The sequence below is a fragment of the Yersinia aleksiciae genome (assembly GCF_001047675.1).
Taxonomy (GTDB): domain Bacteria; phylum Pseudomonadota; class Gammaproteobacteria; order Enterobacterales; family Enterobacteriaceae; genus Yersinia; species Yersinia aleksiciae.
Map to the genome: position 1 here is coordinate 1,413,668 of NZ_CP011975.1, position 26,217 is coordinate 1,439,884.

Below are 26,217 nucleotides of genomic sequence, written 5' to 3' on the forward strand. Positions count from 1 at the left end.
AACCTCATACTTAGTCGGCTAAATAAATTGAATCCAGAACAAGAAAACGCCTTAAAGCCCACAAAAAAGATAGCAGTGACTTTCTTGCCCCTTTGGGCCTACTACATTTGCTATGCCTTCCCACTGGTTTGGCAATATCGATTTTATCGCGATTTCGCCATACGAGGGCAAACCCTTGCCGAGATGCTCCCGACCTATGGTGCCTATTTGATCTTTTTGACGGTTATCGCTTTGGTGGTGGTGTTACTCTACTACCGCACTCAAAAACAGGTTGAGACCGTTAACTGACCGTGCTCAGGTTGAGCAAATACACAGGTATTTTAATGATGTCATCTCTCTATCGCAGTACAAAATTCAATACCAATCAATTTACTGGCAGCACGATAGAAAACAGTCAGTTTTTTGAATGCGATTTTTCTGGCAACGATTTAACCGATACACAGTTCATCAACTGCCAATTTTACGATCAAGAAAATCAGGTGGGCTGTCACTTTAATCGTGCAACCTTAAAAGACGCCAGTTTTAAAAACTGTGATTTAACCATGAATAACTTCATGAACATTAATGCGTTAGGAATAGAAATAAGAGATTGCCGAGCGCAAGGCGCTGATTTTCGCGGCGCCAGCTTTATGAATATGATTACCGCTCGTACTTGGTTTTGTAGTGCATATATCACTAAAAGCAATTTAAGTTATGCTAATTTTTCGAAGGTTGTCCTAGAGAAATGTGAGTTATGGGAAAACCGTTGGATTGGTACCCATGTTTTAGGGGCAACTTTTAGCGGATCTGATTTGTCTGGCGGGGAATTCTCCTCTTTTGACTGGAGTTCAGCAAACTTCACCCATTGCGACCTGACCAACTCCGCCATCGGTGAACTCGATATTCGTAGAAACGATTTGGAGGGCGTCAAATTGGACAGTGACCAGGTATCACAGCTAATGGGCCGCCTTGGAATCATCGTGATAGAGTGACTGGCACTAGCAACAGTGGTTTTTCTATTATCCTGACTTCAATTGTCACAAAGCAAAAACCCCGCCGAAGCGGGGTTTTATGGAATGAGTGGAGTTGACCGGTAAGCCGGGTTCTGTCGTGGACAGTCATTCCTCTAGGCCAGCAATCGCTCACTGGCTCAAGCAGCCTACCCGGGTTCAGTACGGGCCGTACCATGTGAACCCCTATTTGGCCTTGCTCCGGGTGGAGTTTACCATGCCACGGACTGTTGCCAGCCGCGCGGTGCGCTCTTACCGCACCCTTTCACCCTTACCTGATCCCACTTACGCGGGCCATCGGCGGTTTGCTCTCTGTTGCACTTGTCGTAGGCTTGCGCCTCCCAGGCGTTACCTGGCACCCTGCCCTATGGAGCCCGGACTTTCCTCCCCTTCACCTGTCTCCCCCGAAAGGGACGGCAGCGAAGCGGCGACTGTCTAGTCAACTCCGCGGCGGATTATAATCACATTACGATTGAATGTCATCTTCCGCTTGGCTTTGACCGCCATTTTGCTGTTCAAGTGCATACTTATAGAGCGCGTTCTTTTTCACGCCGTGAATTTCAGCGGCCAAGGCGGCGGCTTTTTTCAACGGCAGCTCTTTTTGCAGCAGCGCTAAGGTGCGCAATGCGGCGGCAGGTAATGCATCTTCGGCCTGCACTTTATGCCCTTCGACAATCAGCACCATCTCGCCACGACGGCGGGTCTCTTCTTCCTGAACCCAAGCCAGTAACTCGCCGACTGGCGCACCGTGGATAGACTCCCAGGTTTTGGTCAACTCTCTAGCGAGTACCACATAGCGTTGTGGTCCAAGTACGGTTACCATGTCCTGTAAACTTTCCAACAAGCGATGCGTTGATTCGTAGAAGATCAGTGTTCGAGGTTCCTCAATCAGCGCTTGCAGAGTATCCTTACGACCTTTGGTTTTCGCAGGCAGGAAGCCTTCGTAGCAAAAACGATCTGAGGCAAGACCGGCAGCAGAAAGTGCGGTAATCGCTGCACAAGCGCCCGGTAATGGCACCACTCTGATGCCAGCTTCACGGCAACGGCGTACTAAATGGTAGCCCGGATCGTTGATAAGTGGCGTTCCTGCATCTGAAACCAGCGCTATACTCTGGCCCTCTTGCAGTTTCGCCAGCAAATGATCGGCTTTTTGTTGTTCGTTATGGTCATGAAGTGCAAACAGGCGGGCGTTGATCGCGAAATGCTGTAACAGCAACCCTGTATGACGTGTATCTTCTGCCGCAATCAAATCAACGCCTTTCAGTACCTCTAACGCCCGGTGGGTGATATCCCCTAAATTACCGATTGGGGTAGGTACCACATAAAGCGTAGATGCAGAAATCACTGCTCGATCGTGTTGATTCATTGTTTCATCCGAATTACCGATTTAATATTGAGCATCTTGAAAAAAACATCACTGGATACAGTATGCTTTCCTCAACATTCGTTCGTTCTAAAGCAGGGTTTTTCCCTGTTGTTCTTGCTGCCCTGATACTGGCAGCCTGTTCAGGCAGGGCACCACAGACACCGCCACCCGCAAATATACAGGACGAAGCCACCGCTAACGCCGATTATTATTTGCAGCAGCTGCAACAGAGCAGTGATGATAACAAGGCTGACTGGCAATTACTCGCCATTCGTGCCCTGTTACGCGAAGGGAAAATCCTTCAGGCGGCAGAACAGCTGGGGACACTCCCGGCAAATCTGAGCGATACGCAACGTCAGGAACAGCAATTACTGACCGCAGAACTGCTGGTCGCGCAGAAAAACACCCCTGCCGCCGCCGACATTCTTGGCAAACTCGATGCCACTCAGCTTTCCGCTAATCAGCAAGTTCGCTTCTATCAGGCCCAGATTGCGGCCAATCAAGGCAAGGCTACGCTGCCACTGATACGGGCATTTATCGCTCAGGAGCCATTGCTGAAAGATAAAGCTCATCAGGATAATATCGATAGCACCTGGCAATCACTGGCACAGCTAACCCCACAAGAATTGAATAATATTGTGATTAATGCAGACGAAAATGTGCTGCAAGGCTGGCTGGATTTAACCCATGTGTATCAAGATAACAAACAAGATCCTGAACTGCTGAAAGCCGCGATTAAAGATTGGCAGAATCGCTATCCGCAAAATCCAGCGGCGAAGAATTTGCCAACGGCGTTGACTCAGATTAGCAATTTCAGTCAGGCCTCCACGGCAAAAATTGCGCTGTTGTTGCCATTGAGTGGCCCGGCACAGGTGTTCGCTGATGCTATCCAGCAAGGTTTTACCGCCGCGCAAAATGGGTTACCGGTTACACCCCCGACGCCCGAAACACCAAATGCCACGGCAAGCGCCCCTACTGATGCAGCTGCACCAGTAGATGTAGCCGCCGTGACCACGCCAGCGCCAGTAGCAGCACCTGTTGCCACCAGCAATGCGCAAGTGAAGATCTACGACACCACTACCCAGCCCATTGCCGCATTATTGGCGCAAGCCCAGCAAGATGGCGCAACATTGGTGGTCGGCCCCCTGCTGAAACCCGAAGTTGAGCAACTGAGTGCGACGCCAAGCACCCTAAACATTCTGGCCTTGAATCAGCCGGAAGTGAGCACCAATACCCCGAATATCTGTTACTTCGCACTGTCGCCAGAAGATGAAGCCCGCGATGCCGCGCATCATCTGTGGAGTCTGGAAAAAAGAGCGCCGTTATTGCTGACACCCCGTGGTGCCTTCGGTGATCGCGTCGCCAAAGCCTTTGCCGAAGAGTGGCAGAAACAGGGTGGGCAGACAGTATTGCAGCAAAACTTCGGCTCAACGGCTGAGTTGAAACAAGCGATCAATAGTGGTGCAGGTATCCGTCTGACTGGGCAGCCAGTGGCTATTTCAAGCACACCAGCTGCGACTCCTGCCTCTGTCACCATTGCTGGCCTGACAATTCCGGCACCGCCAGTGGATGCGCCAGTCGTCTCCACCTCTGCTGGTGGCAACATTGACGCGGTGTATATCATTGCAACCCCTGCTGAACTGACGCTGATTAAGCCGATGATTGATATGGCCACCAGCTCACGCAGTAAACCTGCGCTGTTTGCCAGCTCACGTAGCTATCAGGCGGGTGCTGGCCCGGATTACCGCTTAGAGATGGAAGGCATTCAGTTTAGTGATATTCCATTGATGGCAGGCTCTAACCCCGAATTAATGCAACAAGCGGCGGCTAAATATGCCAACGACTATTCACTGGTGCGTTTGTACGCCATGGGGATTGATGCATGGACATTGTCGAACCATTTTGCTGAAATGCGGCAGATTCCGGGCTTCCAGGTCAGTGGCACCACCGGTGAGTTAACCGCCTCCGCAGATTGCGTTATCACCCGTAAGCTGCCTTGGTTACAATATCGCCAGGGCGCGGTAGTACCGGCAGCCTAAAGTGATTCGGGTGACAAATCTGTCTGGAACAGATTTGAACGCTGCTTGCAGCGGCCTCGCAGGGGCGAGGCCCATGGACGGGCCGAGTAACGAACGTAGCTAACACCCCTGCAACTTCAAGTACGAAGGGAATAGCCATGAGCCAAAGGGATACTGGCGCACATTACGAACGGCAAGCCCGTCGCCATCTGGAGCGGGCGGGTTTAATTTTTCAAGCGGCCAATGTCACCTATCAAAGCGGTGAAATTGACCTTATCATGCGCGATGGGCCAACCTGGGTATTTGTTGAGGTTCGCTTTCGACGTAATGCCCTGTTCGGTGGTGCCGCAGCTAGCGTCACCTACCGCAAGCAACAACGGTTACTCCGAGCTGCCACCGTTTGGCTCGCTCAGCGAGGGGCCTGTTTTGCCACAACACCGTGCCGTTTTGATGTTTTTGCTATCACTGGCAGTCAGTTAGAATGGCTGCCTAACGCCTTCAATGCGGATTGATAAGTTTCGCCGGATTGTTACCGGAATTATTAAATTATAAGTGAGTTAAATCAACGTGCTGGATAGAATCAAAGGCTGCTTTACAGAAAGTATTCAAACCCAGATTGCCGCGGCTGAGGCTTTGCCTGATGCCATATCCCGTGCAGCAATGACGTTGGTTCAGTCACTGCTCAACGGCAATAAAATTCTCTGCTGCGGTAATGGGACTTCTGCGGCTAATGCGCAGCACTTTGCTGCCAGCATGATCAACCGTTTTGAAACAGAACGGCCAAGTCTGCCAGCAATTGCTTTGAATGCTGATAATGTGGTGCTGACTGCAATCACTAACGACCGTCTGCACGATGAAGTTTACGCCAAACAGGTGCGAGCGCTCGGTCACGCTGGCGATGTTTTGCTCGCAATTTCCACTCGCGGCAATAGCCGTGATATTGTGAAAGCGGTCGAAGCCGCAGTCACCCGTGATATGACCATTGTTGCCCTTACCGGTTATGATGGTGGTGAGCTGGCTGGCCTATTAGGTCAGCAGGATGTTGAAATCCGCATCCCTTCGCACCGTAGCGCACGGGTTCAAGAATTACACATGCTCACAGTGAATTGCTTGTGTGACTTAATTGATAACACTCTATTTCCTCATCAGGACGATTAAAGGAGCACGAATGAAGGTTGGTTATATTTTTGCCATGCTATTCAGCGCCCTGCTACTGCAAGGCTGTGTCGGTGCCGTGGTTGTCGGCAGCGCAGCGGTTGCAACTAAATCCGCAACCGACCCACGCTCTGTCGGTACTCAGGTAGACGATGGCACACTAGAAGCCAGAGTCGTCAACGCACTGAGCAAAGATCAGCAGATAAAAAGCCAGACACGTTTTGTGGTGACCGCTTATCAAGGGAAAGTATTGCTGACCGGGCAAACACCAACCGCAGAACTGTCTAACCGTGCAAAACAAATTGCAGCGGGCGTCGATGGCGCAACAGAAGTTTATAACGAGATGCGCTTGGGTAAACCGGTCGATCTGACGACCGCGTCGATGGATACCTGGATCACCACCAAAGTCCGATCACAATTGCTGACTGCCGACTCGGTTAAATCGTCGAATGTAAAAGTGACCACCGAAAATGGCGAAGTTTTCCTTTTGGGTCTGGTGACTCAGCAGGAAGCGCAATCAGCTGCACAGATTGCCAGCCAGGTCAGTGGCGTTAAGCACGTGACCACCGCGTTCACTATCGTGAAGTAATCTCGCTTATTGGCGTAAAATCAAACTATTACGGGCTTAGACTTTTCTAAGCCCGTTTTTTATCTGCAATTGCAATACACCTATCTAGCAAGGATTAATCTAGCGAACTTTCCTGTAAAAAATCTTTCCCACCCAACTGTCGCATTTGGCGCAAAATCCATTGTTGCCGAGAAATAACGTAACCCGAAGGTGCATTAGCCTTAAAACGTAACGGATTGGGCAGTACTGCGGCCAATAAAGCGGCTTCTGACGCGCTCAATTTGCTGGCTGGTTTTTTGAAAAAGTGCTGTGCAGCCGCCTCCACGCCAAAAATACCCTCACCAAATTCTGCGATATTCAGATAAACCGTCAAAATACGACGTTTGGTCCACACCAGCTCAATACCGGCGGTCAACCCCACTTCCAGCCCTTTACGTACCCAGCTTCGCCCATCCCACAGAAACAGATTTTTCGCCGTTTGCTGCGATAACGTGGAGGCACCGCGGATACGCTTTTGATTGCGCTGATTATGCGATAGCGCGGACTCAATGGCATCAACATCAAACCCCCAATGCTCAGGGAACTTTTGATCCTCCGCAGCCATCACGGCCACCGCCATATAAGGTGAAATCTCATCCATTGGCACCCAATCTGAGTGCGCAACGTATGAAAAATCACCGGTTAACCAAGCACCTAGTTGCCTTTCGATCATCACCATGGAAAAAGGGACCGGCAGGAAGGCAAAAATCAAAATACCGGCCAACCACAGTACAGCAATGCCAATGACACCCCGTTTTACCCAATACCAAAGCCGATTTAGTCCACGCCTGGCTGATATCATTCGGTTAAATCCAGTACCTTCGTAACCAATTTATCAATCCCTTTTGCAGCCTCAGAAATTGATCCGGCCAACATATAAGCCGGGGTTGTCACCACTTTATTATCTATATCAATCACCACGTCATCAGCAGGACAAATAACATGCTCCCCACCCATAATTTCAATGGCATCAATAGTATCGGGATCGTTACCAATCGTCAGACGGATAGGTTTACCCAACAGTTTCGGCAGCATAACCGGTGAAATACATATAAATCCAATTGGTTTACCTGACTTATGCATTGACTGGGTCAATTTAACTAAATCTGGATCCAGAGTGCATTCAGCACCCTTAATCGCGAAATCGCTGAGGTTCTTGGCAGCGCCAAAACCACCGGGGACAATCAAGGCATCCAACTGCGCTGAATCGGCCAAGGAAAGTGGCGTGATATGCCCACGGGCAATGCGTGCGGACTCCACTAATACATTCCGCTGCTCGGCCATTTCTTCGCCGGTAATATGATTAATAACATGCAGTTGTGGCTTATCGGGCGCGAAGAATAAAACCCGCGCGCCCGCACGGTCCAACGCCAGCATGGTCAAGACAGATTCATGTATCTCAGCACCGTCGAAAACACCACATCCGCTAAGGACTACACCGACCGTTTTCATCACACCTCTCCTTTTCTTACACTGTCAATCGCTTAACCCGTTCTAGTGACAAAGACGAATCTCTATCACAAATTTTAATGAATCTTGTAACAAGAGCGCTTACATTTGCTATGTTGTTGCTTGTATGATGTATGGAAGAATCCTTACAACCTGCGAATTCACGCGAAATCGAAATAATATGCCCTAAGTCATAACGGGTATCGCAGGTTAACGATTTCCCTGGTGTTGGCGCAGTATTCGCGCACCCCGGCCTCGGTCGGGGTTATTTTTTTTCAACTTCCGCCACCCATTCACGTAATACCTGCACATCATTGCGCCACTCTAATTTTAATTCATCGATCCAATCTTGCACGTTGTCCCACCATGCTGGTAGCGTCGGTGTTTGAATCTGCTGGGCAAGCTGCTGGAGGTGACGTAAGCCAACAGAACCTGCCGCGCCCTTAATTTTATGCGCTTCTTCGGTAATCCCCTTTTGGTCCCGCGCCGTCATATTTGAATCCAGCACTGCCAAGTAGCCCGGCATCATCTGTTCAAACATTTCCAGGCTTTGATGAATTAATTGCGGGCCGACCAAATCGATGTATTGTTCCAGCATCGCAGTATCAAGTAACGATTCATGGGTTTGCATCACTTTAATTTCCTGTTTTTTGGCTGAGGAAGAGGGCTTATGATCCCAAAATTGCTTAATCATGGCCGTGAGCGCAGGCACCGACAACGGCTTACTCAGCACGTCATCCATCCCAGCGTCTAAATACTCTTTTTTGTCTTTAAGGACGTTGGCGGTCAATGCCACCAGTGGCGGCAGGGATTCGGAGTCATATTCCGCTCGAATCTGCCGAGCAATATCCAACCCACTCATATCCGGCAACTGAATATCCAGCAGTACCAAATCAAAATCATCGGGTTTGAACATCGCCAATGCATCGTGGCCATTCATCGCGACCTCGACGCTGTTACCCAGTTTCTCCAACACCGAGCGCGCGACAATCACGTTCAGCTCGATATCTTCCACCAGCAAGACGTGGAGTGCGGGTAGCGGCATGTCGTCGCCTGATGGCGCGCTGGCGGCTTGCTGCACCGCGGGTGCTTTAATCGTCAGGGTAAAGCAGGAGCCTGATCCTTGGACACTTTTCACGGTAATATCGCCGCCCATGCTCTGCGCCAGCCGTTTAGACACCGCCAAGCCAATACCCGTGCCCGTTGCCGGACGGCCGCCGTTGCTGTCTTTCACCTGATAATACATGGCAAAGATTTTATCCTGCTCATCTTCAGGGATGCCCATACCTGAATCTTCCACTTCAAAAATCAGGCGGTCATTGCCCTCACGCCGCACCCGCACCACAATTTTGCCCTGCTGGGTAAATTTCACTGCGTTACCAATAAGATTCCACAAAATCTGACGTAAGCGCGTGCCGTCGGTGATGATCTTCTCTGGCAGCGGTAGTTCAGGCTCCATAATGAATTTCAGCCCTTTCGGCTGTACCAGCAAGCCGCTGAGATTTTCTAAATCCGCCATAAAACCTGTAAAATCAATCGGTTGATTATCCAATTGAACTTTGCGCCGCTCGAGTTTATCCATCTCAATGATATCGTTGAAAATATTCCCGAGGGTGATAGCACTGACATGAATGGTTTTCAGGTATTTCAGTTGTTCGCTGTCTAATTCGGTATCCAGCAGAATGCGGCTCAGGCCCACAATGCCATTAAGCGGCGTCCGCAGCTCGTGGCTAATAGTTGAGATAAAGGTGGTCTTATCCCTACTGGCATTCTCCAGCGCGTCCTGATAGCGCTTACGCTCGGTTATATCGCGCCCGAAGCCCATCAAACCGTGACGTTTGCCGACACGATCATAAAACGGCACTTTTCGTAGCTCAAAGCAGGCTTTCCGGCCATCGGGGTAAACCAACCACTGCTCGTAGGTGAGAGAGACGTTATGGCGGAAGACTTTTTCATCGGTTTCCATCACCTTCTCAGCAATATCCGGCGCATAAACATCTTTGGGGGTCAGCCCGACCAACTGCTTTTCACTCTTGCCCGTCAGCAGCTCCATCGCGCGGTTGCAGCCGGAGAACTCATTATCTTCGTTGCGGTAATAAACCAGATCCGGCGAAGCATCCAAGAAAGAGCGCAACAGGGCAGACTGCTGCCCTAATTCAACCTGAGCCTGCTCACGATGGCCCATCTCTTCTTTCAGTTTATCAACCACTTGCAGGTGCGCTTTTTCTGCTTTTTCACGCTCGACGATCTCTTGGTTGAGCTGAGCAATGTTTTCGGTCAGTTGCTTATTCAGCTCTAAATCGCGATAACGCATCACTTCAAGCTTATCCACCAGACGCGACAGTCGTTGGCGCGACTCTTCCAGTTGCTCTACCACCACCGACAGGAAATACACCGCCCAAGGTGTTATCAGTAGGCCAAAGAAGATCGACCGCACCAGATCGAGGGTTTCCACTGAACCGCTCAGCACAAAGGTCACCGCCATCTGTACCACCATGGCGAGCAATACCAGCACCGAGGCCAATAGCAGTGAGAAGCGAACCAGCCCCAACTTAACCATTAAATCAACGTAGTACTGGGCCAATACCCTGATTTGCTTCATAGCAACCTCTGTCAGTGTTTCCGGATATACCCAAAATCAATGGTATTGCAGTGAAATTTAGGCATAAAGGTATCCCCAAAGTCATTGGAGTTGCAGCTACCCCCTGCAACTTCAAGTCCGAAGGGGATAAAGCATACCGTAAAACTGGCTAGAGATAAGATGGCTTCCTTAGAAGTGTGGAAAAGATTGCAAATCACGGTGAGAGATTGGGAAATAAGCCGATTATCTGCCAATAAACGGCAGATATAGCCGAAGACGACGCGCAGTAGCTGATCACAGCCCCGAAGCTTGCCCACCATGGGCAAGCATATAGTGATTAAGCGCATTCATGCCGGTCCACCGATTCTCACACCACAAGGGGGCAAGCAGCGTGGGGCGGCGCGCGCTGGCGGAAATTCGGTGATAAACAATCTCCGCGGGTGTATGGCGAATCATTTCACCGGCAGTCAGCACGTAATCCTCCAGCGCCAACTCCGGCAAGCGCCCTGCCCGCCAGGCTTTCGCCATAGTGCTGCCCTCGACGATATGTAGCGGATGCAGCTTCAGCCCATCAACGCCAGCCGCCACCACCTTTTCCAATGTTTCCATCCCCTGTGCCTGGTCCTCGCCGGGCAGGCCAACAATCAAATGGCAGCACACTTTGAGGCCACGAGCACGGGCGCGGCGCGCGGTCTGCTGATAGCAGGCAAAATCATGGCCGCGATTAATACGTTTGAGGGTTTTATCATTGGCAGTCTGTAGCCCTAACTCAAGCCAGACCTCATAACCTTGCTGCTGATAGTCACTCAGCAAATCCAGCACCGCATCCGGTACACAGTCAGGGCGAGTACCCACACACAAACCGACGATGTCAGCTTCGGCCAGCGCCTGCTCATACATCGCGGCCAGCGCATTCACCTCTGCATAAGTACTGGTATAGGCCTGAAAGTAAGCCAGGTAACGATTTGCTCGATTAGTTTTTTTTGCCTGTGCCGCTAACTGCTGCGCAATACTTTGTTGCTGCATTTGCTCATCGGCAAATGAGGCTACCTGACAAAAAGTGCAACCGCCACGGCCGAGGGTGCCATCACGATTGGGGCAGCTAAACCCGCCATGTAGCGTGAGTTTATGCACTTTTTCACCGTAGCGGCGCTGTAAATCCGCACCAAACATATTGACTAATTGCTGCAACTGCATAATCTTGGCACTGCCTGTCTGAAAAGAACCCAAGATTACCCGCCAACGATGTTGTGCGCGATGACAGAGATCAACTCCCATGCCCTTGGGTGCAACTTCGCATAACCATTCATTATAAATGCAAATAAAATCACTTGACCGATGATTAAATTTTCTTATTTCCACCAAGCCCTTAGCGCTTCTATTACAATTCAGTGAAAAATAGTTTTAAACACCAATAAATATCATAAAACCAGAATATAACTCTAACATCCCCGCCAGCACTAGCATGGTGCAGAGATTTGTCGATTGCACTATAGTGAGACAGCTCACAATTTCATGTTTACCGCACAATGCATTCGACGGGTAAAAAACGCCAATAAACACATATTTTTCATGGTGATAAAGCCATTATTTACCTTAAAGATAGTTCTTAAGCCTATATTTGACCTGAGTATTCTTTCTCGCTAAGTTGGAGGTCCGCTGGAAGCTTTCTAGACGGGCAAACGTCTAGTCATAATTATGCAGTAATTTAAGACTCCCTCTTAAAACAAGTCTTTTACCACTTGTGAGAACCGTCACAAGAGGCCATTGGCGGAGGGCGGAAAAGCAGATTTGCCGCAAAATACGCGCCTGTCAGCCCACACCGTCTTATGTCGCGATGTCCTTCTGGAGTCGGTTTGTGAGAGTCTCGCAGAGCCTGGGGAGGTTCACTGATATGTTGTACGATAAATCCCTTGAGAGGGACAACTGTGGTTTCGGCCTAATCGCCCACATAGAAGGCGAACCTAGCCATAAGGTCGTGCGTACCGCTATACACGCACTGGCCCGCATGCAACACCGTGGCGCGATCCTTGCTGATGGCAAGACCGGCGACGGCTGTGGTCTGCTTTTACAAAAACCGGATCGCTTTTTCCGGATGGTCGCCGAAGAACGCGGATGGCGTTTGGCCAAAAACTATGCCGTCGGCATGATGTTCCTCAGTCAGGACGAAGAACTCGCCAAGGCAAGCCGCCGCATTGTAGAAGAAGAATTGCAAAACGAAACGCTGTCGGTCATCGGCTGGCGTGAAGTGCCGACCAACCCAGATGTTCTTGGTGAAATCGCTCTCTCCTCCCTGCCTCGGATTGAACAAATTTTTGTGAACGCCCCTGCGGGTTGGCGTCCACGTGATATGGAACGCCGCCTATTTGTCGCGCGTCGCCGTATCGAAAAGCGTATTTTAGGTGACAAAGATTTCTACGTTTGTAGTTTCTCTAACCTGGTGACGATCTATAAAGGCTTATGTATGCCTGCGGATCTGCCTCGCTTTTATCTTGATTTGGCCGACCTGCGCCTTGAATCGGCCATTTGCCTGTTCCATCAGCGTTTCTCAACCAACACCGTGCCACGCTGGCCGCTGGCTCAGCCGTTCCGCTATCTGGCCCATAATGGCGAAATCAATACCATCGCCGGTAACCGCCAATGGGCGCGCGCACGTGCTTACAAATTCAAAACGCCATTAATCCCTGATTTGCAGGATGCAGCGCCATTCGTCAATGAGACCGGCTCGGACTCCAGTTCACTGGATAACATGCTGGAGCTGTTCCTCAGTGGCGGTATGGACTTGATCCGCGCCATGCGTCTGCTGGTGCCACCGGCCTGGCAGAACAACCCGGATATGGATACCGATCTACGCGCCTTCTTTGACTTCAACTCCATGCACATGGAGCCATGGGATGGCCCGGCTGGGATTGTGATGTCAGATGGTCGTTATGCGGCTTGTAACCTTGACCGTAATGGCCTGCGCCCTGCGCGTTATGTCATCACCAAAGACAAGCTTATCACCTGCGCCTCTGAAGTCGGTATCTGGGATTACCAGCCCGATGAAGTGATTGAAAAAGGCCGCGTCGGCCCCGGTGAACTGATGGTGATCGATACCCGCAGCGGTAAGATCCTACACTCTGCCGAAACCGATAACGATCTGAAAAGCCGCCACCCATATAAAGAGTGGATGGAGAAGAACGTTAAGCGTCTGGTGCCGTTTGAAGACTTGCCGGAAGATCAGGTGGGTAGCCGCCAGTTAGATGATTCGACACTGGAAACCTATCAGAAGCAGTTTGGTTACAGCAGCGAAGAGCTAGATCAAGTCATCCGCGTACTGGGTGAAATTGGTCAGGAAGCCACAGGTTCTATGGGCGATGACACCCCATTTGCTGTGTTGTCGAGCGGTCCACGCATTATTTATGATTACTTCCGCCAGCAGTTCGCGCAGGTCACCAACCCGCCAATCGATCCGCTGCGTGAAGCACACGTCATGTCACTGGCCACCAGTATCGGCCGCGAAATGAATGTGTTCTCGGAAGCTGAAGGTCAGGCCCACCGTCTGAGCTTTAAATCACCCATTTTGCTGTTCTCTGATTTCCAGCAGCTCACTACGCTGGAAGGGGAGCATTACCGCGCTGATCGTCTGGATTTGACCTTTGATCCGGCTGAAACTGATTTAGAACAAGCGGTGCTTGCACTGTGCGACGAAGCCGAGCGCAAAGTTCGCGATGGTGCCGTGATGCTGGTGTTGTCAGATCGTGCCATTGCCCCGAATCGCCTGCCGGTTCCAGCGCCAATGGCCGTTGGTGCCGTTCAGACCCGTCTGGTAGAAAAAAACCTGCGCTGCGACGCGAACATTATTGTTGAAACCGCCAGCGCCCGTGACCCGCATCACTTCGCCGTGCTGCTCGGTTTTGGTGCGACCGCGATTTACCCTTATTTAGCTTATGAATCATTGGCTAAATTGGTTGATACCCAAGCTATTGATAAGAAGTATCGCGATGTGATGCTTAACTATCGTAACGGGATCAATAAGGGCCTGTACAAAATCATGTCCAAAATGGGCATCTCGACCGTTGCCTCATACCGCTGCGCCAAGCTGTTTGAAGCCGTTGGCCTGCATCGTGAACTGACGGATCTCTGCTTCCAAGGGGTGGTAAGCCGCATCGGCGGGGCCAGCTTCAGCGATTTCCAACAGGATTTGCAGAATCTGTCCAAACGCGCTTGGCTGAAACGCAAACCATTGGATCAGGGCGGTTTACTGAAATTTGTCCACAACGGCGAATACCATGCGTATAACCCAGATGTGGTCAGCACCTTACAAACTGCGGTCCACAGCGGTGAATACAGCGATTATCAGGTTTACGCCAAACTGGTGAATGAGCGACCGATTGCCACACTGCGCGATCTGCTGGCGATTAAACCGCAAGGCACGCCTATCCCTGTCGATCAGGTTGAGCCGGCTGAATCTCTGTTCACCCGCTTTGATACCGCCGCGATGTCTATCGGCGCACTGAGTCCGGAAGCCCACGAGTCACTGGCTATCGCCATGAACAGTCTCGGCGGCTTCTCCAACTCCGGCGAAGGTGGCGAAGATCCAGCGCGTTACGGCACCAATAAGGTGTCCCGTATCAAGCAGGTGGCCTCAGGTCGTTTCGGTGTCACACCCGCGTATCTGGTGAATGCTGATGTTATCCAGATCAAAGTGGCCCAAGGCGCGAAACCGGGTGAAGGCGGTCAGTTACCGGGTGATAAAGTCACGCCGTATATCGCCAAATTGCGCTATTCCGTCCCGGGCGTGACCTTGATCTCCCCACCACCGCACCATGATATTTACTCAATCGAAGACTTGGCACAGCTGATTTTCGACTTGAAACAGGTCAATCCGAAAGCCCTGATTTCAGTGAAACTGGTGTCTGAGCCAGGTGTGGGCACGATTGCCACCGGTGTGGCGAAAGCTTACGCCGACCTGATTACCATTGCCGGTTACGACGGTGGTACTGGCGCTAGCCCGCTGTCATCGGTGAAATATGCCGGTTGTCCGTGGGAACTGGGGCTGGTTGAAACACAGCAAGCACTGGTTGCCAATGGATTGCGCCATAAAATCCGTCTGCAAGTGGATGGCGGCCTGAAAACCGGCGTAGATATTGTGAAAGCCGCGATTCTAGGTGCAGAGAGCTTCGGCTTCGGCACTGGCCCTATGGTGGCGCTGGGTTGTAAATACCTGCGTATTTGTCATCTGAATAACTGCGCCACAGGTGTCGCAACTCAAGATGAGAAACTGCGTCGTGACCACTATCACGGCTTACCTGAGCGGGTAGTGAACTACTTCCAGTTCATCGCGCGGGAAACCCGTGAAATCATGGCCGAGTTGGGTGTGCGTCAACTGGTTGATTTGATTGGCCGTACTGACATGTTACTGGAGCTGGAGGGTATATCAGCCAAACAGAACAAGCTGGATCTGTCGCCGTTGCTGCAAACTGCCACGCCGCATCCGGGTAAAGCACTGTATTGCACCGAAAGTAACCCGCCGTTCGATAAGGGGTCACTGAACAAAGAGTTACTGTCGCAGGCTGAGTCACACATTGAAGCCAAACACAGCAAAACATTTTACTTTGATATCCGCAACACTGACCGCTCTGTGGGCGCGTCATTGTCCGGCGCGATTGCCACTAAACATGGCGATCAAGGCATGGCGACCGATCCGATCAAAGCTTACTTCTCCGGCACTGCGGGTCAGAGCTTTGGCGTCTGGAATGCGGGCGGCGTTGAGCTGACCTTGACGGGCGATGCCAACGACTATGTGGGTAAAGGGATGGCTGGTGGTCGCATCGCGGTGCGCCCTCCGGTGGGTTCTAACTTCCGTAGCCACGAAGCCAGTATTGTCGGCAACACCTGCCTATATGGCGCCACTGGTGGCAAATTATTCGCCGCAGGTCGTGCAGGTGAGCGTTTCGCGGTACGTAACTCCGGTGCTATCACCGTGGTTGAAGGTATCGGCGATAACGGTTGTGAATATATGACTGGCGGGATTGTTTGCGTACTGGGCCGCACCGGGATTAACTTCGGTGCCGGTATGACGGGGGGTTTCGCTTACGTTCTTGATGAAGACGGTGAATTCCGTAAACGTGTTAACCCTGAGCTGGTAGAAGTTTTGGATGTCGATCAACTGGCTATCCATGAAGAGCATCTGCGTGGGCTGATCACTGAGCACGTTCAGTTGACAGGTTCTAGCCGTGGCGAAGAAATTCTGGCTAACTGGCCGGAGTGGGTGACCAAGTTTGCTTTGGTTAAACCGAAATCCAGCGATGTGAAAGCACTGTTGGGCCACCGTAGCCGTTCCGCAGCTGAGCTGCGGGTTCAAGCGCAGTAAGGGGTTGAAATGAGTCAGAATGTTTATCAGTTTATCGACCTACAGCGCGTAGATCCGCCGAAAAAGCCGCTGAAGATCCGTAAAATAGAATTTGTTGAGATTTACGAGCCATTCTCAGAAACACAGGCCAAAGCGCAAGCAGACCGCTGTTTGTCTTGCGGTAACCCTTACTGTGAATGGAAATGCCCGGTGCATAACTACATCCCTAACTGGCTGAAACTCGCCAATGAGGGGCGGATTATGGAAGCCGCGGATCTGGCTCACCAGACCAACAGCTTGCCGGAAGTCTGTGGCCGTGTGTGCCCACAGGATCGTCTGTGCGAAGGGTCTTGCACCCTGAATGACGAGTTCGGTGCGGTCACTATCGGTAACATCGAGCGCTATATCAGTGATAAAGCCATCGAGATGGGCTGGAAGCCGGATATGTCCCATGTTCACCCGACTGGCAAACGTGTCGCGGTGATCGGCGCGGGTCCTGCGGGGCTGGCCTGCGCTGACGTATTAGCGCGTAACGGCGTGCAAGCCGTGGTGTTTGACCGTCACCCAGAGATTGGGGGCTTACTGACCTTCGGTATCCCAGCCTTCAAGCTGGAAAAAGAGGTGATGATTAAGCGTCGCAAAATTTTCTCTGAGATGGGTATCGAGTTCCAACTGAATATCGAAGTCGGCAGAGATATCACCCTAGATGCGCTGCTGAAAGAGTATGACGCGGTGTTCCTCGGTGTAGGCACTTACCAATCTATGCGCGGCGGACTGGAAAACGAAGATGCTTCGGGTGTTTACGATGCGCTGCCGTTCCTGATTGCCAATACCAAGCAGTTGATGGGTTACGAAGCAGCAGCTCACGAGCCATACATCAGCATGGAAGGTCAACGTGTGGTAGTGCTGGGGGGGGGTGATACCGCGATGGACTGTGTGCGTTCTTCTATTCGTCAGGGCGCAACTGACGTGGTCTGCGCCTATCGTCGCGATGAAACCAACATGCCAGGTTCCAAACGGGAAGTGAAAAACGCCCGTGAGGAAGGGGTCGAATTTAAATTCAACCTGCAACCATTGAGCATTGAAGTGAACGGCAATGGCAAAGTTTGCGGCGTGAAGATGGTTCGCACCCAACTGGGCGCACCCGATGCACAGGGCCGTAGCATGGCTGAGCAGATCCCCGGTTCAGAACATGTGCTGCCAGCAGACGCCGTGATAATGGCGTTTGGCTTCCGCCCACACAGCATGGAGTGGTTGGCTGCTCATGACGTGGCACTGGACAAGCAAGGCCGTGTCGTTGCCCCTGAAAGCACCGATAATGCCTTCCAGACCAGTAACCCGAAAATCTTTGCTGGCGGCGATATCGTCCGTGGCTCTGATTTGGTGGTGACCGCCATCGCCGAAGGCCGCAAAGCCGCAGAAGGCATCATGAATTATCTGGAAGTCTGATACTCAAAACTTTCCGATCATTTAATGGTGTCGAGGGCTGGTTAATCCAGCCCTGAGGTTAGTGACAAACCCAGCATTAAACCTGGTGCATGGCGGGGCGACTGCACCGATGGGCGCTCCGACGGCTTACGCCGTTACGGCCCATTAGGTACATTTCCCCGCTAATCAACTTTGTCAGCAGTCTGAGGGCGGGTCATCCAGCCCTTTTCATTGCTATTTTTCCCCTGCACACCCCCGCCCAAGATTTTGTAACAATCTCAATATCCCTTATTTGCAGCATTTTAATCGTGAAGCGCTATAGTAAAGGCCGAGTTTATAATTGCTTTTGGGCCTACATCGCTTGGCCTACTTATCTTGTTACGCCCCGTTTTAAAGAAAGGATTATCTGTTATGAAATCTCACTTACTTTTTATTGCTGGCGGATTGCTGGCGATGAGTGGCAGCGCATTGGCGATGTCGCTGAATTATCAAGAAGTTGGCTATAACATTGAGGCTCGAGGTGCTCGCGCAGTAGTGGCTGAACTGGCAAAAGCTGGGCAACTCCCGGCGGTAGAGAATAATATCAAGCTGGGTGATGATAACTGGATTGCCATGGCCCCTAAACTGGCCGATGGTGGGAATGCGAATTTCACTGCCGGCGTGAAATCAGCACTCTCTTCCGCGCTGATTTATAATCCAGCCGCAGTGCTAAAAGCGGTAAGCGACAGTAAAACACTCAAGTTATCAGAGATTTGTACCGCGCCAGCTGATATCAAAGACAGCGCCGCCAAAGCCAGCTTCCAGCAGCGCGCCTCTCATACTCTATCCACGATCAGAAATAGCGACATGATGAGTCAGCGTGATAGCTGTCTGGCCGAATTGAAAAAGTTATCTTGAATATGGGTTCTGAGGAAATGATAAGGGCGGCCAATGCCGCCCTTAAAAATGCTAATGCTATGCTTGAAAACGAAGGGGCTACTTAACGACCCGCAATGCTGGGCGACCACCACTACGTGGCGGTTGTGGCGGCTCATCATCAGGTGAACCGTTATCGTCTTGCGAAGACGACGTCTCGTCTGTGACTAACATCAGATTGTCAGTCGGCACACTATTGCCCTCTTCCTCTTCGATGCCCTCGAAATTACCCTCAGCATCAGAATCGTAAGCTTCTTCAGGTTCAAACATGGTGCCAGAACCATTTTCTCGCGCATAAATTGCCACTATCGCACCCATAGGCACGATGACCTGACGCGGCACACCACCGAAACGGGCATTGAAACTCACGCCATCGTTACCCAGTTCCAGGTTACCCACGGCACGCGGTGCCACATTCAATACAATCTGCCCATCACGGGCAAACTCCATTGGCACCGAAACACCTGGCCTTGTCACATCAACGACCAGATGTGGCGTCAGTTGATTATCAATCAACCATTCGTAAAATGCGCGTAACAGATAGGGACGGCGCGGAGACATATCCGACATCTCCATAGCAATTAACCTCGGGTTTTCAGGTGCATTTCACGTTCAGCTTCAGTCAGAGAAGCCAGGAACGCATCACGCTCGAACACACGTGTCATATAGCCTTTCAACTCTTTGGAACCTGCGCCAGTTAGCTCAATGCCTAAGACAGGCAAGCGCCACAGCAGCGGGGCCAAATAGCAATCAACCAGGCTGAATTCTTCGCTTAGGAAGTAAGGCGTTTCATTGAACACCGGAGCGATAGACAGCAGAACTTCGCGCAGTTGCTTGCGTGCTGCTTCAGCTTCCTGTGCATTACCCTGCTCGATTTTATGCATCAGGGTATACCAGTCTTTCTCAATGCGGTGCATCATCAAACGACTGCTACCACGAGCAACTGGGTATACCGGCATCAATGGCGGGTGAGGAAAACGCTCATCCAGATACTCCATGATGATGCGGGATTCATACAGTGTCAGCTCGCGATCAACCAAAGTAGGGACGGTCTGGTAGGGATTGAGGTCAATCAGGTCCTGCGGCAGATTACCAGCTTCAACCTGCTCAATCTCAACACTGACACCTTTCTCCGCCAGTACGATGCGTACTTGATGGCTAAAAATGTCGGTCGGGCCGGAAAACAGCGTCATTACCGAACGTTTGTTGGCAGCGACAGCCATGAAAACCTCCAAGATTATCTAGAAAACAGTGCGAATAGCCCACGGTGAGGTGGCTATCCTGAGTCGTTTTACCGCCAGTTCGCAATCTCGACAGCTGCTGCCGTAAATAAGCCTTGGTCGAGATAAGAATTCAGCCAGGGAGATACACGGACGCCAACAGTTCGCCGAACAGGCACAAAAGTGAGTGATAGTTTACCAGATTTTGAATCTTTTGTGGGGATGGTACGGCTATTTCATGAAAAATCGTCTATCAGACAATAGCTTAGCGGTAAAAATATAATATCTAACGTGGCGGGGAGCTGTTTTTCAGATGGGTTTTTCAAATATATTTTTTAAACAAATAAAAAAACCCGGTGAGACACCGGGTTTTTACCATCAATCTGATGCCATAAAGGCAAAAAATTAACGTTTGGAGAACTGTGGACGACGACGTGCTTTACGCAGACCCACTTTCTTACGCTCAACTTCACGCGCATCACGCGTTACGAAGCCAGCTTTACGCAGTTCACCACGTAGAGACTCGTCATATTCCATCAGTGCACGGGTGATACCGTGACGGATAGCGCCAGCCTGACCTGAAATACCACCACCTTTAACAGTGATGTACATGTCAAACTTGGTAACCATGTCTACCAGTTCCAACGGTTGATTAACTACCATGCGGGCAGTTTCACGACCGAAGTAAACTTCAAGGCTACGTTGGTTAATAACGATTTTACCGCTGCCCGGCTTAAGAAAAACGCGAGCTGCAGAACTTTTGCGGCGACCAGTGCCGTAGTATTGATTTTCAGCCATTGCCATAATCCCGATTAAATGTCCAGAACTTGCGGTTGCTGCGCCGCATGATTGTGCTCAGTACCTGCGTAAACTTTAAGCTTACGATACATTGCACGGCCCAGCGGACCCTTCGGCAGCATGCCTTTAACCGCGATTTCAATCACACGCTCAGGACTGCGGGCAATCATCTCTTCAAAGGTCGCTTGTTTGATACCACCGATGTGACCGGTGTGACGGTAATAAATCTTGTCTGTACGCTTGTTGCCGGTTACAGCAATTTTTTCTGCGTTCAGAACGATGATGTAATCACCAGTATCAACGTGCGGGGTGTATTCCGCTTTATGCTTGCCGCGTAGGCGACTAGCCAGTTCAGTAGCGAGGCGACCTAAGGTCTTACCATTCGCGTCAACAACATACCAGTCGCGTTTTACAGTTTCTGGTTTAGCTGTGAAAGTTTTCATTATAAAAGCTTACCCAATTAATAAGTTACACGTTGGTGAACACCCAAACGTTCAAAAACAGTTGAGGCTCACACGACCATCAGTCCAGCAAACCTACCCCTTCGAATAGCCAATGCTGGCACTATCAAAGTTTTTGGGAAAAAAACTTTGTTGTAACGTGGGGTCGCAAGATTATAGAGAAGTCAGCGTTAAAGATCGAACTGTTTTTGACGAGAAAGGTATAAATTAAACATGTTAAGTCAGGGCGAAGGATAATCGCCCGCAATAGAATAGCATTTTAACATGCCAAAAGTGAATAACTGTGGTGTAGATTACGCACTTACGGCAGATGCGGTAAAGAGAGATACTCTTCACTCTGCATCTCTTGTAACCGCGACAAACAGCGCTGATATTCGAATTTAAGGCGCTCACCGCGATAAATCTCAAACATCGAAGCTTCGGCCGTAATGATCAGTTTCACTCGCCGCTCGTAAAATTCATCAACTAACGCCAGAAAACGCCGCGCGGTATTTTCATCTCGAGTCTCCATGCAGTGGACATTGTGCAGCAAAACAGTGTGATAAAGCTTCGATAGCGCAATGTAATCCAGCTGGCTGCGGGCCTCTTCGCACAACGTATGGAAATCCACCGCCAAAACGCCCTGTGTCGCGCAAATGGCGGGCAGTGGCCGGTGATTCACTTCCAGTACTGGCGCATGTTCGCCCTCTTTACCGGCTAATTTGACAAAAATCTCATCCATCGCCTGCTCGGTTTGCGGGTTCAGCGGCGTCAGATAGAGATTGGCCTGCGTCAGCGTGCGCAAGCGGTAATCGATGCCAGCATCAACATTCATCACCTCACAATACTGCTTAATCAATGTAATAGCCGGCAGGAAGCGGGCGCGCTGTAAACCGTTTTGGTACAGGTTATCCGGCGGAATGTTGGATGTCGCGACCAGAGTAATGCCTCTGGCGAATAGCGCGTCCAGCAGTGTTGCCAGCAACATGGCATCCGTAATATCAGTGACAAAAAACTCATCAAAGCACAGCACATCGGTCTGCACCTTGAAGTTATCGGCGATGATTTCCAGCGGATTCTCATGTCCTTGCAGCTCAGCCAGCTCTTGATGTACCCGCAGCATAAAACGGTGGAAATGCAGTCTAAGCTTGCGATCACCCGGCAGACTGTGAAAAAACATATCCATCAGCCAGGTTTTGCCGCGTCCGACGCCGCCCCACATATATAAGCCTTGAACCGGACGTATCGCGGTTTTGGGAGCCGCGCGCCCAATTAAGCGGTTTAACCGCCCACGTAAACCCGCGCCAGCCGGTGGCTCGCTCTGGCGCTGTGTCAGCGCGTGATAAATCTGGTCTAGTTGTGCGACAGCGCGCCGTTGCACATCGTCAGATTGATAGTCACCAGCATTAAGTGCCTGCTGGTAAAGTGTTGTAGGTGTAGTTGGTTGCATGTTTATCACCAATCCCTGATAAAATAGTTATCTACTTTTCGCGGTACTTTCTCACTGATTTATCGCGCAATCGCAGCATTTACCGACTCTGTCCCTGCGGAAAAAGCCTGAAAACAAAAAGCAAAGTTGCATCAGGATTCCACTCAGACAAGGTTAACGGTTATAGTGGCTATTATTAAGTGAAAAGTCCTGCTGAACAATGAAGTCAAAAAAGGAGTCATCATGACCTGGGAGTATGCGCTTATTGGGTTGGTTGTTGGTATTGTGATTGGCGCGGTAGCTATGCGCTTTGGCAACCGCAAATTGCGTCAGCAGCAAGTGCTGCAAGATGAGCTGGAGAAGAGCAAAACAGATTTGGAAGAGTATCGTCAGGAACTGGTTGGGCACTTCGCCCGCAGTGCTGAGTTGCTGGATAATATGGCTCGCGACTACCGCCAGCTCTATCAGCATATGGCGAAAGGCTCCAATAACTTATTACCGGACTTACCGTTGCAGGATAATCCATTCCGCTACCGTCTGACCGAATCTGAGGCCGATAACGATCAGGCACCAGTGAAAATGCCACCTCGCGATTACTCTGAAGGGGCATCGGGCTTATTACGCCCGGAGCATCAGACCCGCGATTAAGACAGATACATCATGCTGGCTACGCAATTGTAGTCAGCACATTTACACTTCTATACTCACCTCTCCTTGAATTGCTCCACAGCGAACCTTATATCAAGCGGTATCTCAGGCTACTTATTTTAAGATAACAGTAGCCTTTTGAAATAAGTGAATTTTCTAGCGAACTCAGAGTCTGAACTTGCAACGGGCCTGTAACAGCCATCTACCCTATTCATTCACCGTTAGGTATTGAGAGAGTTTAAATCAATGAAGAAAAAGTCATTATTTCTTAGTGCGCTGGCAATGAGTGTCGGCTTAGGTCTCGCTTCCGTTCCTGTGGTGAACGCCGCAGCACTTCCAGCGGCCGTGGCCGGGCAGGCAGTTCCTAGCCTGGCACCGATGTTGGAAAAGGTTTTGCCTGCTGTAGTCAGCGTTCATGTCTCTGGGACACAAGCACAGCAGCAACGTTTACCAGAAGAGTTCAAATTCTTCTTTGGCCCTAATGCGCCTGCCGGTAAAGAGAGCAATCGTCCCTTCGAGGGGCTGGGGTCTGGCGTCATTATTAACGCTGAGAAAGGTTATGTGCTGACCAACAACCACGTGATCAATAATGCGGATAAAATTCGTGTTCAGCTCAATGATGGCCGCGAATATGATGCCAAATTGCTGGGCCGTGATGAGCAAACCGACATCGCGTTATTGCAGTTGGTCGATGCTAAGAATCTGACCGCAATCAAAATTGCTGACTCCGATAACCTGCGGGTAGGTGATTTCGCTGTTGCAGTCGGTAACCCATTTGGTTTGGGGCAAACCGCAACTTCAGGGATCATTTCTGCTTTGGGTCGTAGTGGCCTGAATCTGGAAGGGCTGGAAAACTTTATCCAAACTGACGCCTCTATCAACAGAGGTAACTCTGGCGGTGCCTTGGTTAACCTTAACGGCGAACTGATTGGGATTAACACTGCGATTCTGGCCCCAGGCGGCGGTAACATCGGTATCGGCTTCGCGATCCCAAGCAATATGGCGCAGAACCTGAGCCAGCAGTTGATTGAGTTTGGCGAAGTGAAACGCGGGCTGTTGGGTATTCGTGGTAGCGAAATGACCGCTGATATGGCAAAAGCCTTTAATATCGATGCTCAGCGTGGCGCATTCGTCAGTGAAGTGTTGCCAAAATCAGCAGCATCTAAAGCGGGCATCAAAGCGGGTGACGTGTTGGTTTCCGTAGATGGTAAGCCAATCAGCAGCTTTGCAGAATTGCGTGCTAAAGTGGGCACCACCGGGCCGGGTAAAGCCGTTAAGGTTGGCTTGCTGCGCGATGGGAAACCACTTGAAGTCACGGTAACGCTGGAGAACAGCAGCCCAACATCAACCAGTGCAGATACTTTGTCTCCATCATTACAGGGTGCATCCCTGAGTAATGGCGAAATCAAAGGGGGTAGCAAAGGGGTCAAGGTTGAAAGCGTGACCAAAGGCTCACCAGCCGCACAGTCTGGCTTGCAGAAAGATGATGTAATCATTGCCGTAAACCGTGTGCGAGTTCAGGATATCGCCCAATTACGGAAAGCTATCGAAGCCAAACCTGCTGTAATCGCACTGAATATTGTGCGTGGTGATGAGAATATTTATCTGTTAATACGTTAATTTGCAGAAAAATCGGACACAGCACAATGCTGTGTCCGCCAAACTCATGCTATTCTCCTGACATCCATCCATTCAAGCCTTAAACCTCATGTTTCTAAAGCTATTGCGTTCAATTATTTTGGGACTAATTGTCGCCGGTATTCTGCTGGTCGCAATGCCTATGCTTCGTAATCCGGGCCACTTTTTCTCCGGTACTGGCAATAGCTTAGATGAAGAGACCCCCGTCAGTTATAACCAAGCGGTGCGTAGAGCAGCACCGGCGGTCGTTAATGTATATAACCGCAGCTTAAGCCCGACACAAGATGGGCTGGCCATTCGCACGCTGGGTTCTGGTGTGATCATGAGTGATAAGGGTTACATCCTGACCAATAAGCACGTTATCAATAATGCGGAACAGATCATCGTGGCATTACAAAATGGTCGTGTTTCAGAGGCATTGCTGGTGGGTTCGGATAGCCTGACAGATTTAGCTGTGTTGAAAATTGATGCGGTGAATCTACCCGTTATTCCCATCAATATTAATCGTATGCCCCATATTGGTGATGTGGTGCTGGCGATCGGTAACCCCTATAATCTGGGCCAGACGGTCACTCAGGGGATTATCAGCGCCACCGGACGTATTGGTTTGAGTGATTCCGGTCGGCAAAACTTTCTTCAGACAGATGCCTCAATCAATCAGGGTAATTCTGGCGGTGCGCTGGTAAATACATTGGGTGAATTGATGGGGATTAATACCTTATCTTTCGATAAAAGTAGCAACGGTGAAACCCCAGAAGGTATTGGTTTTGCTATCCCAACCGCGCTGGCGACCAAAGTCATGGAAAAGCTGATTCGTGACGGGCGGGTGATTCGTGGCTATATCGGAGTGACCGGCGAGGAGTATCCTCCCTTCAATGCCAGTGGTAATGGCGCAGACCGGATACACGGTATTAAAGTGAATAAGATATCGCCAGATGGCCCAGCGGCGAAAACCGATTTGCAAGTGGGCGATATCATTCTCAGCGTGAATAATAAGCCTGCGACGTCCGTAATTGAAACTATGGATCAGGTCGCAGAAATCCGCCCCGGCACCACAATTCCTGTCTTACTCTTGCGCAACGGCCAGCAGATGACGACGCAGATCACCATCACGGAATTAGATCAAAATGCGGTGCTTAGCCAGCAAGCAACACAACAACCATAATTTTTAGTTAAAAAAATGCCAGCCCGTAACAATAAGC

General features: G+C 50.5%; 22 protein-coding genes and 1 other RNA gene. 12 read left to right on the forward strand and 11 right to left on the reverse strand.

The features are described 5' to 3' along the window. Window positions 1-75: 75 nt before the first annotated feature. Together ACZ76_RS06500 and ACZ76_RS06505 are read left to right on the forward strand one after the other, a co-directional pair. A complete protein-coding gene (locus ACZ76_RS06500) occupies window positions 76-288 on the forward strand; it encodes a hypothetical protein (RefSeq protein ID WP_048617872.1) in 213 nt (70 codons plus the stop codon). 38 nt (window positions 289-326) lie between these two features. After that, window positions 327-971: a Qnr family pentapeptide repeat protein gene (locus ACZ76_RS06505; RefSeq protein ID WP_048620218.1), complete on the forward strand. Its 645-nt coding sequence runs from the start codon at window positions 327-329 to the stop codon at window positions 969-971. An 86-nt stretch (window positions 972-1,057) separates the two neighbouring features. Here the strand turns inward: ACZ76_RS06505 and rnpB are convergent. Then, window positions 1,058-1,436, reverse strand: an RNA gene (gene rnpB, locus ACZ76_RS18025) — RNase P RNA component class A. 19 nt (window positions 1,437-1,455) lie between these two features. Beyond that, window positions 1,456-2,355: a 16S rRNA (cytidine(1402)-2'-O)-methyltransferase gene (gene rsmI / locus ACZ76_RS06510; RefSeq protein ID WP_048617875.1), complete on the reverse strand. Its 900-nt coding sequence runs from the start codon at window positions 2,353-2,355 to the stop codon at window positions 1,456-1,458. A gap of 62 nt (window positions 2,356-2,417) precedes the next feature. Here rsmI and ACZ76_RS06515 point away from each other — a divergent pair, with 62 nt between their 5' ends. The 4 genes from ACZ76_RS06515 (at window position 2,418) to dolP (ending at window position 6,117) form a co-directional block, all read left to right on the forward strand. Further along, complete coding sequence (locus ACZ76_RS06515) at window positions 2,418-4,394, forward strand: penicillin-binding protein activator (protein WP_048620219.1); 1,977 nt, start codon at window positions 2,418-2,420, stop codon at window positions 4,392-4,394. 137 nt (window positions 4,395-4,531) lie between these two features. Then, window positions 4,532-4,885, forward strand: coding sequence for a YraN family protein (locus ACZ76_RS06520; protein ID WP_048617877.1), 354 nt, complete (start codon window positions 4,532-4,534; stop codon window positions 4,883-4,885). A gap of 55 nt (window positions 4,886-4,940) precedes the next feature. Beyond that, window positions 4,941-5,531, forward strand: coding sequence for a DnaA initiator-associating protein DiaA (diaA, locus tag ACZ76_RS06525; protein ID WP_004391999.1), 591 nt, complete (start codon window positions 4,941-4,943; stop codon window positions 5,529-5,531). Between the two features lie 10 nt (window positions 5,532-5,541). Continuing rightward, entirely contained in the window at window positions 5,542-6,117 is a 576-nt protein-coding gene (dolP, locus tag ACZ76_RS06530) for a division/outer membrane stress-associated lipid-binding lipoprotein (protein WP_005276635.1), read from the forward strand. A 94-nt stretch (window positions 6,118-6,211) separates the two neighbouring features. Here the strand turns inward: dolP and mtgA are convergent, their stop codons facing one another. The 4 genes from mtgA to ACZ76_RS06550 form a co-directional block, all read right to left on the reverse strand. Continuing rightward, the gene (gene mtgA / locus ACZ76_RS06535; protein ID WP_048617881.1) at window positions 6,212-6,937 is read right to left on the reverse strand and encodes a monofunctional biosynthetic peptidoglycan transglycosylase; all 726 of its coding nucleotides are present in this window, start codon (window positions 6,935-6,937) and stop codon (window positions 6,212-6,214) included. Further along, window positions 6,934-7,587, reverse strand: a complete 654-nt coding sequence (elbB, locus tag ACZ76_RS06540; protein ID WP_048617884.1) for an isoprenoid biosynthesis glyoxalase ElbB — start codon at window positions 7,585-7,587, stop codon at window positions 6,934-6,936. The genes mtgA and elbB overlap by 4 nt, the downstream gene beginning before the upstream one ends. A gap of 262 nt (window positions 7,588-7,849) precedes the next feature. Further along, complete coding sequence (arcB, locus tag ACZ76_RS06545) at window positions 7,850-10,186, reverse strand: aerobic respiration two-component sensor histidine kinase ArcB (protein WP_048617887.1); 2,337 nt, start codon at window positions 10,184-10,186, stop codon at window positions 7,850-7,852. Between the two features lie 273 nt (window positions 10,187-10,459). Further along, entirely contained in the window at window positions 10,460-11,362 is a 903-nt protein-coding gene (locus ACZ76_RS06550) for a TIGR01212 family radical SAM protein (protein ID WP_048620220.1), read from the reverse strand. A gap of 697 nt (window positions 11,363-12,059) precedes the next feature. On the opposite strand from ACZ76_RS06550, the gene gltB reads away from it, so the two are divergent. The 3 genes from gltB to ACZ76_RS06565 all read left to right on the forward strand — a co-directional run bounded on the left by gltB (window position 12,060) and on the right by ACZ76_RS06565 (window position 18,824). Further along, window positions 12,060-16,520: a glutamate synthase large subunit gene (gltB, locus tag ACZ76_RS06555; RefSeq protein WP_048617889.1), complete on the forward strand. Its 4,461-nt coding sequence runs from the start codon at window positions 12,060-12,062 to the stop codon at window positions 16,518-16,520. A 9-nt stretch (window positions 16,521-16,529) separates the two neighbouring features. Continuing rightward, a complete protein-coding gene (locus tag ACZ76_RS06560; RefSeq protein ID WP_048617891.1) occupies window positions 16,530-17,948 on the forward strand; it encodes a glutamate synthase small subunit in 1,419 nt (472 codons plus the stop codon). Between the two features lie 390 nt (window positions 17,949-18,338). Beyond that, window positions 18,339-18,824 (forward strand): hypothetical protein, encoded by a 486-nt coding sequence (locus ACZ76_RS06565; protein WP_048617893.1) that lies wholly within the window; start codon window positions 18,339-18,341, stop codon window positions 18,822-18,824. A 78-nt stretch (window positions 18,825-18,902) separates the two neighbouring features. On the opposite strand, the gene sspB is transcribed toward ACZ76_RS06565, so the two are convergent. From sspB to zapE, 5 genes are all read right to left on the reverse strand, one after another. After that, window positions 18,903-19,418 (reverse strand): ClpXP protease specificity-enhancing factor, encoded by a 516-nt coding sequence (gene sspB / locus ACZ76_RS06570; RefSeq protein WP_048617895.1) that lies wholly within the window; start codon window positions 19,416-19,418, stop codon window positions 18,903-18,905. Window positions 19,419-19,423: 5 nt separating this feature from the next. Beyond that, window positions 19,424-20,065, reverse strand: coding sequence for a stringent starvation protein SspA (gene sspA, locus ACZ76_RS06575; protein WP_005276622.1), 642 nt, complete (start codon window positions 20,063-20,065; stop codon window positions 19,424-19,426). A gap of 402 nt (window positions 20,066-20,467) precedes the next feature. Then, window positions 20,468-20,860 carry a 30S ribosomal protein S9 gene (gene rpsI, locus ACZ76_RS06580; protein ID WP_005162424.1) on the reverse strand — a complete coding sequence of 131 codons (393 nt, stop codon included), beginning with the start codon at window positions 20,858-20,860 and terminating at the stop codon, window positions 20,468-20,470. A 14-nt stretch (window positions 20,861-20,874) separates the two neighbouring features. After that, window positions 20,875-21,303 carry a 50S ribosomal protein L13 gene (rplM, locus tag ACZ76_RS06585; protein ID WP_004874088.1) on the reverse strand — a complete coding sequence of 143 codons (429 nt, stop codon included), beginning with the start codon at window positions 21,301-21,303 and terminating at the stop codon, window positions 20,875-20,877. Window positions 21,304-21,622: 319 nt separating this feature from the next. After that, window positions 21,623-22,750 (reverse strand): cell division protein ZapE, encoded by a 1,128-nt coding sequence (gene zapE, locus ACZ76_RS06590; RefSeq protein ID WP_048617898.1) that lies wholly within the window; start codon window positions 22,748-22,750, stop codon window positions 21,623-21,625. A 222-nt stretch (window positions 22,751-22,972) separates the two neighbouring features. On the opposite strand from zapE, the gene zapG reads away from it, so the two are divergent. From zapG to degS, 3 genes are all read left to right on the forward strand, one after another. Next, a complete protein-coding gene (gene zapG, locus ACZ76_RS06595) occupies window positions 22,973-23,377 on the forward strand; it encodes a Z-ring associated protein ZapG (RefSeq protein ID WP_048617900.1) in 405 nt (134 codons plus the stop codon). Window positions 23,378-23,623: 246 nt separating this feature from the next. Further along, window positions 23,624-24,997 (forward strand): serine endoprotease DegQ, encoded by a 1,374-nt coding sequence (gene degQ, locus ACZ76_RS06600; RefSeq protein ID WP_048617902.1) that lies wholly within the window; start codon window positions 23,624-23,626, stop codon window positions 24,995-24,997. Window positions 24,998-25,085: 88 nt separating this feature from the next. Continuing rightward, a complete protein-coding gene (gene degS / locus ACZ76_RS06605) occupies window positions 25,086-26,180 on the forward strand; it encodes an outer membrane-stress sensor serine endopeptidase DegS (protein WP_048617904.1) in 1,095 nt (364 codons plus the stop codon). The last annotated feature ends 37 nt before the right edge of the window (window positions 26,181-26,217 follow it).

Excerpts from the sequence above, each read along its gene's own strand:
- rpsI (WP_005162424.1), bottom strand. The coding sequence starts at position 20,860 with ATGGCTGAAAATCAATACTACGGCACTGGTCGCCGCAAAAGTTCTGCA.
- degS (WP_048617904.1), top strand. The coding sequence starts at position 25,086 with ATGTTTCTAAAGCTATTGCGTTCAATTATTTTGGGACTAATTGTCGCC.
- mtgA (WP_048617881.1), bottom strand. The coding sequence starts at position 6,937 with ATGATATCAGCCAGGCGTGGACTAAATCGGCTTTGGTATTGGGTAAAA.
- gltB (WP_048617889.1), top strand. The coding sequence starts at position 12,060 with ATGTTGTACGATAAATCCCTTGAGAGGGACAACTGTGGTTTCGGCCTA.
- ACZ76_RS06550 (WP_048620220.1), bottom strand. The coding sequence starts at position 11,362 with ATGCAGTTGCAGCAATTAGTCAATATGTTTGGTGCGGATTTACAGCGC.
- ACZ76_RS06505 (WP_048620218.1), top strand. The coding sequence starts at position 327 with ATGTCATCTCTCTATCGCAGTACAAAATTCAATACCAATCAATTTACT.
- ACZ76_RS06560 (WP_048617891.1), top strand. The coding sequence starts at position 16,530 with ATGAGTCAGAATGTTTATCAGTTTATCGACCTACAGCGCGTAGATCCG.
- elbB (WP_048617884.1), bottom strand. The coding sequence starts at position 7,587 with ATGAAAACGGTCGGTGTAGTCCTTAGCGGATGTGGTGTTTTCGACGGT.
- rplM (WP_004874088.1), bottom strand. The coding sequence starts at position 21,303 with ATGAAAACTTTCACAGCTAAACCAGAAACTGTAAAACGCGACTGGTAT.
- ACZ76_RS06515 (WP_048620219.1), top strand. The coding sequence starts at position 2,418 with ATGCTTTCCTCAACATTCGTTCGTTCTAAAGCAGGGTTTTTCCCTGTT.
- sspA (WP_005276622.1), bottom strand. The coding sequence starts at position 20,065 with ATGGCTGTCGCTGCCAACAAACGTTCGGTAATGACGCTGTTTTCCGGC.
- rsmI (WP_048617875.1), bottom strand. The coding sequence starts at position 2,355 with ATGAATCAACACGATCGAGCAGTGATTTCTGCATCTACGCTTTATGTG.
- degQ (WP_048617902.1), top strand. The coding sequence starts at position 23,624 with ATGAAGAAAAAGTCATTATTTCTTAGTGCGCTGGCAATGAGTGTCGGC.
- sspB (WP_048617895.1), bottom strand. The coding sequence starts at position 19,418 with ATGGAGATGTCGGATATGTCTCCGCGCCGTCCCTATCTGTTACGCGCA.
- ACZ76_RS06565 (WP_048617893.1), top strand. The coding sequence starts at position 18,339 with ATGAAATCTCACTTACTTTTTATTGCTGGCGGATTGCTGGCGATGAGT.
- dolP (WP_005276635.1), top strand. The coding sequence starts at position 5,542 with ATGAAGGTTGGTTATATTTTTGCCATGCTATTCAGCGCCCTGCTACTG.
- arcB (WP_048617887.1), bottom strand. The coding sequence starts at position 10,186 with ATGAAGCAAATCAGGGTATTGGCCCAGTACTACGTTGATTTAATGGTT.
- zapE (WP_048617898.1), bottom strand. The coding sequence starts at position 22,750 with ATGCAACCAACTACACCTACAACACTTTACCAGCAGGCACTTAATGCT.
- zapG (WP_048617900.1), top strand. The coding sequence starts at position 22,973 with ATGACCTGGGAGTATGCGCTTATTGGGTTGGTTGTTGGTATTGTGATT.
- ACZ76_RS06520 (WP_048617877.1), top strand. The coding sequence starts at position 4,532 with ATGAGCCAAAGGGATACTGGCGCACATTACGAACGGCAAGCCCGTCGC.